At 62.0% G+C, this 14,121-nt stretch carries 13 protein-coding genes; 5 read left to right on the top strand and 8 right to left on the bottom strand.

All coding sequences use genetic code 11. The features are described from left to right. Window positions 1-80 precede the first annotated feature (80 nt). Window positions 81-1,013 carry a LysR substrate-binding domain-containing protein gene (locus TU75_RS13485; protein ID WP_060549209.1) on the top strand — a complete coding sequence of 311 codons (933 nt, stop codon included), beginning with the start codon at window positions 81-83 and terminating at the stop codon, window positions 1,011-1,013. On the opposite strand, the gene TU75_RS13480 is transcribed toward TU75_RS13485, so the two are convergent. Both TU75_RS13480 and TU75_RS13475 read right to left on the bottom strand, forming a co-directional pair. Continuing rightward, on the bottom strand, window positions 1,005-2,174 hold the full coding sequence (locus tag TU75_RS13480) for a catalase family protein (protein ID WP_003231900.1): 1,170 nt from the start codon (window positions 2,172-2,174) through the stop codon (window positions 1,005-1,007). The two genes, TU75_RS13485 and TU75_RS13480, sit on opposite strands and share 9 nt — an antisense overlap. Further along, on the bottom strand, window positions 2,171-3,979 hold the full coding sequence (locus tag TU75_RS13475; protein WP_060549208.1) for a di-heme-cytochrome C peroxidase: 1,809 nt from the start codon (window positions 3,977-3,979) through the stop codon (window positions 2,171-2,173). The genes TU75_RS13480 and TU75_RS13475 overlap by 4 nt, the downstream gene beginning before the upstream one ends. A 257-nt stretch (window positions 3,980-4,236) precedes the next feature. On the opposite strand from TU75_RS13475, the gene bamJ reads away from it, so the two are divergent. The 4 genes from bamJ (at window position 4,237) to TU75_RS13455 (ending at window position 6,562) form a co-directional block, all read left to right on the top strand. After that, a complete protein-coding gene (bamJ, locus tag TU75_RS13470) occupies window positions 4,237-4,977 on the top strand; it encodes a BamJ family beta-barrel-assembly machinery protein (protein WP_003231896.1) in 741 nt (246 codons plus the stop codon). A gap of 310 nt (window positions 4,978-5,287) precedes the next feature. Continuing rightward, a complete protein-coding gene (locus TU75_RS13465; protein WP_003231895.1) occupies window positions 5,288-5,746 on the top strand; it encodes a YkvA family protein in 459 nt (152 codons plus the stop codon). A 106-nt stretch (window positions 5,747-5,852) separates the two neighbouring features. Next, on the top strand, window positions 5,853-6,194 hold the full coding sequence (locus TU75_RS13460; RefSeq protein WP_060549207.1) for a helix-turn-helix domain-containing protein: 342 nt from the start codon (window positions 5,853-5,855) through the stop codon (window positions 6,192-6,194). Beyond that, window positions 6,191-6,562 carry a hypothetical protein gene (locus TU75_RS13455; RefSeq protein ID WP_003231891.1) on the top strand — a complete coding sequence of 124 codons (372 nt, stop codon included), beginning with the start codon at window positions 6,191-6,193 and terminating at the stop codon, window positions 6,560-6,562. Before TU75_RS13460 ends, TU75_RS13455 begins: the two co-directional genes overlap by 4 nt. Here the strand turns inward: TU75_RS13455 and TU75_RS13450 are convergent. The 6 genes from TU75_RS13450 to TU75_RS13425 form a co-directional block, all read right to left on the bottom strand. Continuing rightward, window positions 6,535-8,328, bottom strand: coding sequence for a bifunctional diguanylate cyclase/phosphodiesterase (locus TU75_RS13450; RefSeq protein WP_060549295.1), 1,794 nt, complete (start codon window positions 8,326-8,328; stop codon window positions 6,535-6,537). The genes TU75_RS13455 and TU75_RS13450 overlap by 28 nt on opposite strands. A gap of 118 nt (window positions 8,329-8,446) precedes the next feature. Next, the gene (locus tag TU75_RS13445) at window positions 8,447-10,528 is read right to left on the bottom strand and encodes a carboxy terminal-processing peptidase (protein WP_169895965.1); all 2,082 of its coding nucleotides are present in this window, start codon (window positions 10,526-10,528) and stop codon (window positions 8,447-8,449) included. A 293-nt stretch (window positions 10,529-10,821) separates the two neighbouring features. Then, window positions 10,822-11,475 (bottom strand): HAD family hydrolase, encoded by a 654-nt coding sequence (locus TU75_RS13440; protein WP_060549206.1) that lies wholly within the window; start codon window positions 11,473-11,475, stop codon window positions 10,822-10,824. A gap of 34 nt (window positions 11,476-11,509) precedes the next feature. Further along, on the bottom strand, window positions 11,510-12,499 hold the full coding sequence (locus tag TU75_RS13435) for an ABC transporter ATP-binding protein (protein WP_015371707.1): 990 nt from the start codon (window positions 12,497-12,499) through the stop codon (window positions 11,510-11,512). Then, a complete protein-coding gene (locus TU75_RS13430; RefSeq protein ID WP_003231883.1) occupies window positions 12,496-13,296 on the bottom strand; it encodes an ABC transporter permease in 801 nt (266 codons plus the stop codon). Before TU75_RS13430 ends, TU75_RS13435 begins: the two co-directional genes overlap by 4 nt. After that, the gene (locus TU75_RS13425) at window positions 13,283-14,119 is read right to left on the bottom strand and encodes an ABC transporter permease (RefSeq protein ID WP_003231881.1); all 837 of its coding nucleotides are present in this window, start codon (window positions 14,117-14,119) and stop codon (window positions 13,283-13,285) included. The genes TU75_RS13430 and TU75_RS13425 overlap by 14 nt, the downstream gene beginning before the upstream one ends. Between the last annotated feature and the right edge of the window lie 2 nt (window positions 14,120-14,121).

Genomic DNA, 14,121 nt, shown 5'->3' with positions numbered 1-14,121 from the left:
ATGCATGCCTGCGTGATGACTGCGGGCCGGGGCGAACCCTGGCCTCGTAGTTGCCGCCTCATCTGCTTACGGACCTGCCCATGCCGCGCCGAAACGTCGATCTTCCTCCGCTCAATTGCCTGCAGACCTTCGAAGCGGCTGCGCGTCATCTGAGCTTTACCCAGGCCGCCCATGAACTGAACCTGACCCAGAGCGCGGTGAGCCGCCAGGTCAAGCGCCTCGAAGAAGACCTGGCCCGCCCCCTGTTTTATCGGTTGGCCCAGGGCCTGAGTCTGACCCCCGCCGGGGTGCGCTACTTTCGCACCGTGCAGCGCCTGTTGCGTGAACTCGATCGCGAGTCCGCCGAGTTGCGCCGTCGCGGCGCCGATCGCCAACTGACCCTGGCCAGCACGCCCACCATCAGCTCCATCTGGCTGGCGGGTTTATTGCCGGACTTTCAGCGCGAATACCCTGATCTGGAGATCCGCATTCTGTGCAGCGAAAGCCCGCAGCATCTGGATGTGAGCGAGTACGACCTGGGCCTGTTCTACCACCTCGACGAGCTGCCGGCGCCCCATGGCCTGGAGCTCTCGCCGGTGTTCGACAGCGAAGAGGTGATCGCCGTGTGCAGCGGCGCTTACCTTGCGCGCCACGGTCCGATTCGCGACCTGCACCATTTGCTGCACGCCCACACCTTGCTGATCGTGGAAGACCATCACCATGACTGGCTGACCTGGACCGACTGGTTTGCCGGCCTCGGCGCCGACTACTGCGCCCCGCGCCATGGGCTGCGTACCAACAGCTATCAGTTGGTGATGCAGTCGGCAGTGATGGGGCACGGCGTGGCGCTCGGCTGGAAGAGCCTGCTGGACGGCGAATTTGCCGCCGGCCGCCTGCAGATGGCCTTGCCCCATGCGTTGCCCAGCCAGGGGCGCTTGCACCTGATGCAGCCCCTGCATCGCAACCCGCCGCCGGCGGTGCGCAGTTTTCAGCAGTGGCTGCGCACGGCGCGGCAGGCGCCGATGTCAAGGTGAAGTGTTGCGGCTATGTCGGTAATCGCTGACGGCCTCATACACGGCTTTGCGCAGCCGGTTGATGCCGCCGATGGGGCGGTGGGCTTCCACGCCGAACCAGGGGTTGAACGACTGGTTGTCGCACGCCAGATTCAACGCCGGGGTGTCGAAATCCTGCGCGGGAATCCGCACCCTGGCCACGGTCTCGTAGGGCGCGTCGCTTTCCTTCCACTCGATGCTGGTGTCCTCGATCGGCATGAACTTCTGCGGGTTCTGCCGCTGGATCTGCAACACGAAACAGGCCGCCACGCGGTCGGTGGACAGCTGCTGATTGAGGGCGCTGCGCAGGAAGTTCGGCAGGTCCTCGTTCTGTTTGGGCAGGGTGTATTGCGGGCAACTTTGCGGGTCGGGCGCCACACGAAATTTGGCGTTGGCCGCGCCGAATTTATACGGTGAAACGGAGAAGTAGGTGGTCTGCGTGGGGCTCGCCGGCGCGGGGGCCAGGGTTGCCAGGGCGATGAACAGGTGTCGCACCTGCCAACTGCGCGGATCGAGGCTGGGGAAAAACGCCTGGACTTTTTTGCCGTCTGCCTGGGCGCCGATATTCTGCGCGTATTCGGCCACGTCGCTGACAAAGAAATTCGGATGGCTGAACATCACGAAGTCCTGTTCCGTGCGCGTCTGCTGATCGGCCATCAGTTGCTTGCCCGGCACGTCCAGCAGCTTGATGGCCATGCCGCGCGCGTCGCGGATGCTGTCGAACTGCGGGTAGGCGTTACCGTTGGACAGCCGCATCAGTGCCTGCCAGGTTTTGCCCGGCTCGGCGAACACGCCCTGGCGCAGGGCCGGGTCGAGGTCGGCCGGCACGCTGACTTCGGCCTTGACGCAGCCATGGGCCTTGGCATGGGCGTCGCGCAGGTAGCGTGTGCCTTCGCGATGCTGGTCGACGATGCGCACGGCGGTCTGGATGATGCCCTGGGTCATCGCCGCCTCGCCGGGCGGAATCTGTTCGTTTGGTGACACCGGGCCGCTGTGCTGCCAGGCGTACCAGCCGGTCGCTGCCAGCCAGCCCAGCAGCCCCAGCCCCACCAGCCACAGCAGGGTTTTGCCGAGCCAGGCGCCCAGGCGCAGCCAGAGGCGGGCGAGCAGCGAACGTTGGTTGTATTGCGATCGGATAATCATGGCAGTTGTTGCTCCAGCGGGCCGCCCAGCACTTTCAGGTATTCCAGCAGCGCCCAGCGTTCCTGCGGCAGCAGGCCACGGCCGATAACGCCTTCGCCACGCTTGCCGTCACGAAATTCGTGGCCGCTGTTGTGGTTGCCGGTGATGTGGGTATCGAACAGAAAAGCGTTCTTGAAGGCACCGGTTTCAAAACCCAGGTGGCGCGGGTCGTAGTTGAAGGTGCCTTTATAGAAGGTGGTGCTGCGCTCGTCCTGGGGCGAGAGCAGTTGGTAGAGCGTGGGCACTGAGCCGTTGTGCAGGAACGGCGGGGTGGCCCACACGCCGTCCAGGGGCCGCGCCTTGTAGACGCGCAGTTCGAGCACGCCGATGGGTTGATCGAAGCCATCCAGCGTCGGGCGCTCGGCCGGGGTGACGCCGGCGGCGCGGTAGGCGTGGTCTTCGACGTAGGCGGTAACGTAAGCCAGGCCCTTGGCCACCGACAGGCTCTTCAGGTCCAGCGGTTCACTCGACTTGGGGTGCAATTGCACATTGAGTGCGGCCAGTTCCGTGGCGTCCCATTTCAGCGCGCTGAGGTCGTAGCGCTGATCGGCGATGTTAGTGGCGGCGGTGGGGTCGGTGCCCATGTAGTCGACCGTGCGCATCTGCAGGTGCTGCACCGCCCGGCCCGGTTCCTGGGTGACGGTGGGCACGTGGCAGGCGGCGCAGTTTTCGGCAAAGAGCGCGCGGCCCTGAGCGGCGAGCGGTCTGTCGATGGCGCCGAACAGGTCTTCCGGCCAGGTGGGTGGCTTGAGGCGTTGCAGGGTTTGTTCGATCAGGTGCAGGTCCCGCACGCGCACGCTGGACGGGTAACGGGCCTGGCCCTGCAGGGGTTGGCCGGCGCTGTCGAAAAAATCCAGGGTGGCGCCGACGCCCAGGGCTTCGCCGATATTGCGCGCCATGGGTTGTTGGGCCGAGCCGTTCCATTGCACCCAGTCGAAGGTCCAGATGTCCCACAGCTGCGGGTAGTCCACAGGCGCATTGGCGATGCGATAGTTGTCCGGGGAAATCGCATCGCCAAAGCTGGCATTGGCGATGCGGCCGAATGCATCGGTACGGCCGGGGCCTTCCTGGGTGGGGTAGAGGCCGCGATGGGTGTCGTTCCAGGCCACCTTGATAAAGCGGTTGAGGGACGCTTTGAAGGCTTCGCGCAGTGGGCCGTGCTCGGCTTCGTAGCGATCTCCCAGCACTTGGCGGGCGAAGCGTTCGAATTTCCATGGGTTGTAATAGGTGGCCGCGAGGCTCGCCACCAGGGCCTGGCCGAAACTGCCGCCGCGCAGGGTGGGCACGCTGGAGGGCAACACGTGCTGGGCCGAGCCGCCGTCGATGCGCAGGGCCTGGCCTTTGAAATGCAGCTCGCCGGTGTGGCAGGCGGCGCAGGTGATGTCCAGGTATTCAACATTGCTGTCGGCGTTTTTATGGCGGGCGAAACCGACCGGCAGGTTGCCGGGGTTTTGCGCGGTGGGCACTTGTTTGGGGTCCACCAGAAAGCCGAAGCGTGCCAGGTACTCGGGGGCGGCAAAGCGCTGTTCGGAGAACGGCAGTTCGAGGGCGGTGAACCAGTCGTAATGCAGGCCCTTGACCTGGGTGCCCTGGGGCGTGAAGTAGTAGGTCTGGCGGTCGGCGGCGCTCCATTGGTCCTGGTAGCGCACCTGTTCCACGGGCACGTAATCGGGCAGCCTGGGGTTGACGATGTAGTAGAGCACCACGGCCAGGAGCAGGCCCAGGGCGATAAGAAGCAGGAGTAATGCACGGTAGAAAATGCGCAAGAGGGCTATCCTTGTCTCGGTCTTGTCGAACGGTAGCGCTGTTATGCCACTACGCCAAAGGTGCGGCAAGTGGCCATGAGTGCGCTTCAGGGTGGTCCGCGATCCTTCGCGGGTCTGCATCATGAATGAAAATGCTTTTAAACACGTGAACTTATCGGACGTTTCCCGCTCACATGCCGGTAGCCATTGGTCGTGGCCGGCTGATAAGCTCGCGACTTTATTCAAATGCCCTATTGGCGCATGAACAAGGAAATAGCATGAAACAGCATCGGTTGGCGGCGGCGGTGGCCCTGGTAAGCCTGGTACTTGCGGGTTGTGATTCGCAGACCAGCGTAGAGCTGAAAACCCCGGCGCAGAAAGCTTCCTACGGCATCGGCCTGAACATGGGCAAGAGTCTTGCCCAGGAAGGCATGGATGACCTGGATTCCAAAGCCGTAGCCCAGGGCATCGAAGATGCCGTCGGCAAGAAAGAGCAGAAGCTGAAGGATGACGAACTGGTTGAAGCGTTTGCCGCCCTGCAAAAGCGTGCTGAAGAACGCATGACCAAGATGAGCGAAGAGTCGGCAACCGCCGGCAAAAAATTCCTCGAAGAAAACGCCAAGAAAGACGGCGTGGTCACCACCGCTTCCGGCCTGCAGTACAAGGTCGTGAAGAAGGCCGACGGCCCTCAGCCCAAGCCGACCGACGTGGTGACTGTGCACTACACCGGCAAGCTCACCAACGGCACCACCTTTGACAGCTCCGTGGATCGCGGCAGCCCGATTGACCTGCCGGTCAGCGGCGTGATCCCGGGTTGGGTCGAAGGCCTGCAACTGATGCATGTTGGCGAGAAGGTCGAGCTGTACATCCCGTCCGACCTGGCCTACGGCGCCCAGAGCCCGAGCCCGGCCATTCCGGCCAACTCGGTGCTGGTATTCGACCTGGAACTGCTGGGCATCAAGGACCCGGCCAAGGCTGAAGCGCCTGCCGCACCTGCTGCACCTGCCGCCAAGAAGTAATCGGCGTCTGAACACACAACGCCCCGTTTCGACGGGGCGTTGTTGTTTCTGCCGTTTGGAAAATGGCGCGGCGGTAAATCCGATCGAACCCGGGCCGTGGCGCACAGTCACACGTAAGACCCAAGCGTGGGTAACGGCACATCACCACCAAGTCAATGAAATCTTGGGGTTTTTTATGTGCGCAAAAAACGCCCGATTTGACTGCAAGCCTTGCGGGGCGTGGCTTTGAGCCGCGAAAAAAGGCTCTGTTCACAAGGTTATCCACAATTTGTGTGGATAACCTTTCATTCGCACGGAACTGGAGTGACACATGAGACCACCGTTCAACTTCACCCGTTTCCTGCCCATCGCGGCGCGGCTGCTCGGCCGTGGTCGTCTGCCCACCCTGTTGTTTGCCGTCGCCGCCAAAGGCTCAAGCCAGGGCAATCGCCTGGGCAAGCTCAAGGATGACCTGAAACTGCTGCAGGGCCTGTGCCTGGCGTACTGGCGCGGCGAGTACCGCGCAATCAGCCCCAAGGCGTTGATCTCGGTGGTGGCGGGGCTGATGTACTTTCTCAGCCCGATTGATGCGATCCCGGACTTTATCCCGATGTTCGGCATGTTCGATGACATTGCCGTGCTGGCCTGGGTCATGAAGACCCTGGACGGCGAACTGAGCGCCTTTCGCGCCTGGCGTGACGCCCAGCGTCCGGAAAAGCTCGCAGTGGTTGAGCGGCTTCCAGCGACGGCTGAGCTGCTGGCCCGGGAACAGCCGCAAAAAAACGCCTGAAGCGGTGATCCCCCGGCGACCTTTACGGCTGTTAGGATTACACTTCCCGGGAAGGTACTTAAGGAAAGTGCTTACCTGGTAAGTGTTGTTATCCTACGGGGCAGTCATGGATATTCAGATTATTTCACGCGATGGCGAGCCCGAATATGCGGTCTTGCCTTGGGATCAGTACCAGGCGCTGTTAAAAGCCGCCGGTTTGCAGCAGCCCATCCCGGCACCTCTTTCGTCCAATCCTCAAGCCGCTGCCGCCCAGGACCTGCGCCCACTTGCCGACCTGCGCGCGCTGCGCGCAGCCAAGGGCCTGGCCATTGAAAGCCTGGCGCGCACCGTGGGCATCAGCCCGTCTTACCTGGGTTTGATCGAAAGCGGCGAGCGCCAGCCCGATGCCGCGATCCGCCGCAGCCTCGCCTGGGAATTGGGCGTCGCCGGCTGGAGGGATGAGTCGTGAGTCTGCGTATCAGCCGTCAGCACTGGGACGGGTTACTCAACGAACTTGATCAGGCGCGCCGCCAGCGTCACCTGCTCACCTACCGTGCGCTGCTGGAGCGCCTGCAATTTCCCTCGCCGGCCATGCAGACCCTGGCCGCCGCTCTTGAGCATTTGGCGGCCCTGGACGCCAAGGCCGATCAGCCATTGCGCAGTTCCCTCGTGATCAGCCAGGGCGCCAGCCGTCTGCCGCGCACCGGGTTTTTCGAGTGTGCCGAGCGCCTGGGGCGTTTCAGCGGGCCCTCCGATGGCGTGGCGGCTGCTTCCTGGCATGCGTCGGAAGTGGTGCGGGTATTCGAATATCAATACCCGCAATCCGCCGAGGCCTGAGGCGTCTGCGCCAGCGCGTCCAGGCTGTTGATCACGTGAATGCTGTAGCCGGCCACGTCCTTGGCGTGGTGCTTGGCCTGGGACGCCAGTTCCGCCAACCGGCTAGCATCCAGTTGCGCACAGGCCTGCGGATGTAGGTGCACCACGCCGATGGACAGCGACAACAGCCCGAATTCCTGACGCACGCCCTGGCGGTTGAGGGCCACGAAGCAGCCGGCATCGAGATGTTCGGCGCGGTAAAAGCGCCGGCACTGGGTGTGGAAGTCATCCAGCAGTTGATTGAGCCGTTTGCGCCAGTCCTGCGGGCCCAGCACCAGCAAAAAATCATCGCCGCCGATATGCCCGACAAAGTCGCGGCTGGGGTCGACCCGGTCGTTGAGACACTGCGCCAGGCACAGCAGCACTTCATCCCCGCGCCCATAGCCGTAGATATCGTTGAACGGCTTGAAGCTGTCGATATCCACGTAGCAGATCACTGATTCACGCTGCTGATGCAGCAACCGCGTCAGGCATTGCTGGATCGGTACATTGCCCGGCAGCAGGGTCAGCGGGTTGGCGTGCCGTGCCTGCTGGATTTTCAGCTCGGTGATCAGCTTGAGCACATCGATCACCCGACCCAGGCCCAGGTAGTCGCCGTTCAGGGTGATGATGAAGTCTTCTTCGATGCGTTGCCGCGCGCGGCTGGTGAGCAGGCGGCTGACCTGCTGCAGCGACTGGCTCAGTTCCACCGCCAGAAAGTCCGTGCTCATTAGCCGGCTGATCGGCTTGCGTGCGAACAGGTCGGTAGCAAATGGCTTGAGCAGTGCATCCGACAACAAATGCCGGTGCACGATGCCAACCGGGTGACCCAGCCCATTGAGCACGGCCAGGGAGTTGAGGTTGGCCTGGCGGCGAAAGGCCTCCAGCACCTGTGCGGTCGCGGTGTCCTGATGCACGGCCGGTTGCTCGTTGAGCAGCGCGCTGAGGTCGCCGGCCTCTTCACTGAGGGCGACGTTGGCGGTGTCCGGCTTGGGCAGCATCAGGCGCGCTTCCTGCGGCGGATGTTCCTGCGGCCGGCACAGCAGGTAGCCCTGCACCAGGTCGACGCCCATTTCCGTCAGCACCGCCAATTCTTCCGGCAGTTCGATGCCCTCGGCAATCACCTGGGCACGCGACGCTCTGGCGATCTGCAATATCGAGCCGACAAACTCGCGCTTGAGCGCATCCTGGTGAATGCCGTCGATAAAGTGCCGGTCGATCTTCACGTAATCCGGGCGCAGTTCAGACCACAGGCGCAGGCTGGAATAGCCGGCGCCGAGGTCATCGAGCGCAATGGCAAAGCCCATGTCGCGATAATGGTGCAGCGCCTTCTGCAACAGCTCGAAATCGTCGGTGGGCGTCTGTTCGGTGAGTTCGATCACCACCTGGCTTGGCGGGATACCGAACTCGCGCAACAGTTGCAGGGTGCGCCCCGGCTGGTGGGATGTTTCCATCAGCGAGTGCGGTGAGATATTCAGGAACAGCTTGCCCGGCAATTTCTGCTCGCTGAAGCGCCGGCATGCACTTGATCGGCAGGCCATTTCCAGCTCGCTGAGGCGTCCGGCTTGGCCGGCCACGGCGAACAGGGCAACAGGGGAGTGCAGCGTGCTGTTGGACGGGCCACGGCTCAAGGCTTCATAGCCGAGGATGCGCCGTTCGGAGAGGCAGACAATCGGTTGGAACAAGCTGTGCAAACTGCCTTGAGCCAGGATAGCGCCCAGTGCATTCAGCTGTTCGGTCATGGTCATGGCGATCTCGGTCGAAAAAAAAGGACCGCATGCGGTGAGCATGCAGTCCTTCATTTCACGACAGAATGATGTCTATATGATGACACTCCGAGGAGCGATCATCTTAAATCGCCATCCTTTACTGCTTGGCCACCTGTTTGGTGATCTTCAGGTAGTCCAGCAGGATCCGGCCCGTTTCGGCCAGGTAAGCGTCGTCTTCCGGCTTGGTTTTTTCCGCCTCGGTCGGCAACGCGTCTTCGTCTTCTTTCTTCAGTTCCTTGAGCGGATCTTCGCCCTTGGCCTTGCGGCGCACGTTCTCCAGGGCCAGTTGCTGGCTCTCGATATCGGCGTGCTGCTTGCGACGGTCCACTTCGTTGAGGCTGACGGTTTTCTCTTCCATCAGCTTCTTGGCCAGGGCCAGCTTGTCGCGGATGAACACGAACTCGGCATCCTTGGCAGAGCGGGTGTCGTGGTCAGCCTTCAATTGCGCCAGGAACGGTTTGAACGGGTCCGAGGCGGGCTTGATCGCAGGACGGATGGTGTCCCACGGCATGGCCTCGGGCAGGGCGCTCTCGCCGATTTCCTTGGTGTCGATGATCGACGGGAAATCAATGTCCGGCAGTACGCCCTGATGCTGGGTGCTCTGCCCGGAAACCCGGTAGAACTTGGCCAGAGTCAGCTTCAGTTCGCCATGGTTGAGCGGCTGGATGGTCTGCACGGTGCCTTTGCCGAAGGTCTGGCCGCCGACGATCAACGCACGGTGGTAGTCCTGCATGGCGCCGGCGAAAATCTCCGAGGCCGAGGCCGAGAGGCGGTTGACCAGCAAGGCCATCGGGCCTTTGTAGAAGGCGCCCGGGTTCTCGTCTTCCAGTACGTCGACACGGCCGTCGGCATTGCGCACGAGCACGGTTGGGCCCTTGTCGATGAACAGGCTGGTCAGCTCGGTGGCTTCCTGCAGGGAACCGCCGCCGTTGTTGCGCAGGTCAATGACCACGCCGTCGACTTTTTCTTTCTGCAGTTCGGTGAGGATTTTCTTCACGTCACGGGTGGTGGACTTGTAGTCCGGGTCACCGGCACGGAACGCCTTGAAGTCGAGATAAAAGGCCGGGATTTCAATCACGCCCAGCTTGTAGTCCTTGCCATCCTGCTTGAGGTTGAGGACTTTCTTCTGCACGGCCTGGTCTTCGAGCTTCACCGCTTCACGGGTGATGGACACGATCTTGCTGGTCTGGTCGTTCGGTGCGTTGGTGTGCGGAATCACTTCCAGGCGCACTACGCTGCCCTTGGGGCCACGGATCAGCTTGACCACTTCGTCCAGACGCCAGCCGACCACGTCGACCATCTCTTTGTCAGCCTGGGCCACGCCGATGATCTTGTCCGCCGGGGCGACCTGCTTGGTCTTGTCCGCCGGACCTGCCGGCACCAGACGCACGATCTTGACCTGGTCATTGTCGCTTTGCAGGACGGCACCGATGCCTTCCAGCGATAGACTCATGTTGATATCGAAATTTTCCGCGTTATCCGGCGACAGATAATTGGTGTGCGGGTCGTAGGACATCGCGAAGGTGTTGATGTAAGCCTGGAAGATATCTTCGGCACGGGTCTGGTCCAGACGTGCCAGCTGATTCTTGTAGCGCTTGGTCAGCAGCTCCTGAATGGCCTTGGGTTCTTTGCCAGCGATCTTCAGGCGCAGCACTTCGTCCTTGACGCGTTTGCGCCACAGGTCGTCCAGAGCAGCGGTGCTGGTCAGCCAAGGGGCGTCCTTGCGGTCCACCAGAAGGGTTTCCTTCTGGGTGAAGTCGAGCTTGTCGACGCCCTTGTTCAGCTCACCGAGGGCGAAGTCCAGACGCGCTTTGACGCGGTCCAGGTAGCGCTTGTAGATGGTGAAGCCGGGCTGCAGGTCGCCGCTCTTGAGGAAGTCGTCGAACTGCGTCTTCCACTTGTCGAACTCAGCGATATCGCTGGCCAGGAAATAGCTGCGCGACGGATCCAGCAGCTTGAGGTAGCTGTCGTAGATGATCACCGAGCGCGCGTCGTCCAGCGGCGGCTTGCTGTAGTGATGACGCTTGAGCAACTCGACGACGTTAAGGCTGGCAATCACCTCATCGCGATCAGGCTGAAGGTTGTCCCAGCTGTTGGCTGCGAACGTATTGGTCGACATCGACGCGAGGCCGAGACCAATGAAAAGAGCGAGGGCGGTGCTGGGGAACAGATGCTTCATGCTGATTCGACGCGGGGGCAATTGATAACGCATATTAGGCCGTCTTTGAGGGAGCCGGTTCCATATGGTCCGGTCGCATAATGCAAAAAGCCCGGCGCTACTGCTACGGGCTCAGTCCGGACTCACTATGGAGGCACTGTGAGAGCATTGCAAGGCGTTGACGGTGATGTGGGGGCTTGGAACAACCCGGTCCTACACCCTGTGTAGGCCAGATCCAATGGCGCCCGACCCGATCCCGGATTGAAATGCTGGGAGTGTGGGAGGGGGCTTGCTCCTCCCACATTTGCTTAATGTCAGACCCAGTGATGGATCGGCCAGCCGGCCTGTTCGGCGTGGGCACGCAATACCGGATCAGGGTTCACCACCTGCGGGTGATCGACCTTCAGCAGCAGCGGCAGGTCATTGCGCGAGTCCGAATAGAAGTACGCACCTTCCAGCGTTTCACCTGTCTGTTCGAGCCATTGCATCAATCGTGTGATCTTGCCTTCGCGATAGGTCAGCACCCCCAGGGTCTGGCCGCTGTACACGCCATGGCTCACGTCCAGCTCAATCCCCAGCACTTCATCAATGCCGATACGCGCCGCAATCGGCGTAACCAAATGCGTGCCCGACGCGGATATCACCAGAATCCGGTCGCCGTTCGCACGGTGGCGGGCGATGGTTTTGGTCGCGTCGCTGTAGATCAGCGGCTCGATCACGTCCTCGACCCAGGGTTCGACCAGGTGTTCGATTTCAGCCGAAGTGCGCCCGATCATCGGCTCCAGGCTGAAGTCCATGAAGTCTTCCATGCGCAACTCGCCACGGCTGTAGGCGTCCATCAGCTCGGTGTTCCGACGCATGAATGACTCGGGGTCGACCCAGCCCAGGCGGCCCATCTGCTCGCTCCACAGGGTGGCGCAGTCGCCGTGGATCAGGGTGTCATCCAGATCAAAAATTACCAATGCCATCCGTAATGCTCTCTCTTTCGTCAGTCAGTGCCGGTCAGGCTACTTCACACAGCGCGGCGGGGTCGATGGAAAGTGCCAGGCGCTGACCGTCCGGGTACAGGTCGTGGGCCGAGCGGTTGAGCACGTCCACCACCAGCTCCACGCCGCGTGCTTCGATGCGGTAACGGATGACGTTGCCCAGCAGGCTGTGGCTGCGCACCAGTGCGTCGAGTTCGCCGCTGCGGCTCAGTTCGATGGCCTCCGGGCGGATCGCGATGCGCCCGTGGATCGGCCGCTGCAACAGCTGACTGGCTTTGCCTGCGTCGAGCAGGTTGTAGTTGCCGATGAAGCCGGCGGCAAAGGCATCGACCGGCGCGGTGTAGAGAGTCTCGGCGTCGCCGCTCTGCACAATCCTGCCCTGGTTCATCAAGAAGATGCGGTCGGACATGGTCAGCGCTTCCTCCTGGTCGTGGGTCACGAAAATTGTGGTCAGCCCCAGTTCGCGCTGGATCTGGCGGATCTGTTCGCGCAGGTGCTTGCGAATCCGCGCATCCAGTGCCGACAGCGGCTCGTCCAGCAGCAACAGGCGCGGACGGGTGACCAGTGAGCGGGCCAGAGCAACGCGCTGGCACTGGCCGCCGGACAACTGATGCGGGTAGCGCCCGGCAAAATCGCGCAGCTCCACCAGTTGCAGCACGTCCTGCACGCGCCGGTGGCTGTCGTCGGCGTTGACCTTCTGCATGCGCAGGCCGAACGCGACGTTCTGTTCCACGGTCATGTTGGGGAACAGCGCGTAGCTCTGGAACACCATGCCGATGTGACGTTTCTGCGGGCTCAGCGGGACGATGTCCTGGCCATCCAGCAGGATTTTCCCACTGTCCACCGAGGTCAGGCCGGCGATGCAGCGCAGCAGGGTGGATTTGCCGCAGCCGGAAGGACCCAGCAGGGTGACGAATTCACCCTTGGCGATGTCGCAGCTGATGTCGCTGAACACCGGCGTACCGGAATAGCCTTTTTGCAGATGTTGGACGCTGACGAAGCTCATTGGCTTTTGTCCTTGTTCAAGATATTGGCGGCCCAGGTGAGCACCAGCACAAAGAAAAAGTAGGAAATGACGATGGCGCTGGTGAAGTGGCCGCTGCTGTTGCGCATGTTGTTCAGGTACACCTGCAGGGTCTCGTATTGAGTGCCGACGAGGATATTGGCGAACACGAACTCGCCAAACAGGAACGAGAACGACAGCAGCAGCGCCACCATCAGGCCCTTGCGCAGGTTGGGCAGCACCACCAGGATCGCCGCCTGCCAGGTACTGGCGCCGAGCAGTTGCGAGGCGTCCATCAGGTCGCGCAGGTTGATGGCCTGCAGGTTGTTGGTGATCGCGCGGTACATGAACGGCAGCGCCACGGTGAAGTAGCAGCCGATCAGGATCCACGGCGTGCCCACCATCGCCAGCGGCCCGGAGCCGTAGAGTTGCAACAGCCCCACCGACGACACCACCGGCGGCACCGCGAAGGGCAGCAGGATCAGAATGTTCATCAGCGCATCGAGCCGTGGGAAGTGGTAGTGCACCACAAACAGCAGCGGCAGAATCAGCACCACCGACAGCACCAGCGCGCCCACGCACACCAGCAGCGACTGCCCGAAGGCCATCAGAAAGCGCGGGTCACTCCACAGTTGCACGTACCATTTCAGGGTAAAGCCGGCTGGCAGGATGGTTGCCGACCAACTGCTGGCAATGGAGTAGACAAAGGTGCCGAGCAGCGGCAGCACCAGGATCGCAAACAGCAGATACACCACTGCGCGGTGGTAGAGGGAGGCCGGGCCGGCTTCAGCGCGAGACATGGTAGCTCCTCTTGAGCAGCAGTTGATGGACCGCCGTGACCACGGTCATCAGTGCCACCAGCACCACGGCCAGGGCACTGGCCATGTTCGGGTCGAGTGAAACATCACCGGACACCAGGCCTGCAATGCGGATGGGCAGCACGTTGAAGTTGCCAGTGGTCAGCGCGTAGACCGTGGCGTATGCACCGAGGGCGTTGGCCAGCAGGATCACGAAGGTGCCGAGCAGCGCGGGCGTGAGCACCGGCAGGCCGATATGCCGCCAGAACTGCCAGCCATTGGCCCCCAGCAGCGCCGCCGATTCACGCCAGTCTTCGCGCAATGCATCGAAGGCCGGGTACAGCAGCAGCACGCCCAGGGGAATCTGGAAGTAGGTATAGAGGATGATCAGGCCGGTCTTGGAGTAGAGGTTGAAATCCTGAATGATCCCGGCCTGCTTGAGCATGATGGTGATGCTGCCGTTGAAACCGAGCAGGATGATGAACGCGAAGGCCAGGGGCACGCCGGCGAAGTTGCTGGTCATATTGGTGAAGGCGGTGACGAAGTTGCGCAGCGGCGAGTCCACCCGGCGCAACGAGTAGCTGCCCAGGGTGGCGATGAGGATGCCGAACACGCTGGAGTAGAAGCTGATTTCCAGGCTGAGCTGGATCGCTTGCAAGTAAAACTTCGAGCTGAAGATCCGTGTGAAATTTTCCAGGCTCCAGCCGGCGTCTTCGGTTTGCACGCTGTTGATCAGCACCCACACCAGTGGGGCGATCTCAAACACCATGAAGAACAACGCGAAGGGCACCAGGCAGAGCAGGGCCAGCCATTTGCCGCGGGTCATTG

Source organism: Pseudomonas poae (assembly GCF_001439785.1).
GTDB lineage: Bacteria > Pseudomonadota > Gammaproteobacteria > Pseudomonadales > Pseudomonadaceae > Aquipseudomonas > Aquipseudomonas poae.
The sequence above is the reverse complement of the archived record's forward strand: the minus strand, read 5'-3'. Positions and strand labels throughout refer to the sequence as shown.

What these genes read in the sequence shown, in the direction of transcription:
- TU75_RS13485 (WP_060549209.1), top strand. Translation starts at nt 81, where the DNA reads ATGCCGCGCCGAAACGTCGATCTTCCTCCGCTCAATTGCCTGCAGACC.
- TU75_RS13480 (WP_003231900.1), bottom strand. Translation starts at nt 2,174, where the DNA reads ATGATTATCCGATCGCAATACAACCAACGTTCGCTGCTCGCCCGCCTC.
- bamJ (WP_003231896.1), top strand. Translation starts at nt 4,237, where the DNA reads ATGAAACAGCATCGGTTGGCGGCGGCGGTGGCCCTGGTAAGCCTGGTA.
- TU75_RS13465 (WP_003231895.1), top strand. Translation starts at nt 5,288, where the DNA reads ATGAGACCACCGTTCAACTTCACCCGTTTCCTGCCCATCGCGGCGCGG.
- TU75_RS13460 (WP_060549207.1), top strand. Translation starts at nt 5,853, where the DNA reads ATGGATATTCAGATTATTTCACGCGATGGCGAGCCCGAATATGCGGTC.
- TU75_RS13450 (WP_060549295.1), bottom strand. Translation starts at nt 8,328, where the DNA reads ATGACCATGACCGAACAGCTGAATGCACTGGGCGCTATCCTGGCTCAA.
- TU75_RS13445 (WP_169895965.1), bottom strand. Translation starts at nt 10,528, where the DNA reads ATGAAGCATCTGTTCCCCAGCACCGCCCTCGCTCTTTTCATTGGTCTC.
- TU75_RS13440 (WP_060549206.1), bottom strand. Translation starts at nt 11,475, where the DNA reads ATGGCATTGGTAATTTTTGATCTGGATGACACCCTGATCCACGGCGAC.
- TU75_RS13435 (WP_015371707.1), bottom strand. Translation starts at nt 12,499, where the DNA reads ATGAGCTTCGTCAGCGTCCAACATCTGCAAAAAGGCTATTCCGGTACG.
- TU75_RS13430 (WP_003231883.1), bottom strand. Translation starts at nt 13,296, where the DNA reads ATGTCTCGCGCTGAAGCCGGCCCGGCCTCCCTCTACCACCGCGCAGTG.
- TU75_RS13425 (WP_003231881.1), bottom strand. Translation starts at nt 14,119, where the DNA reads ATGACCCGCGGCAAATGGCTGGCCCTGCTCTGCCTGGTGCCCTTCGCG.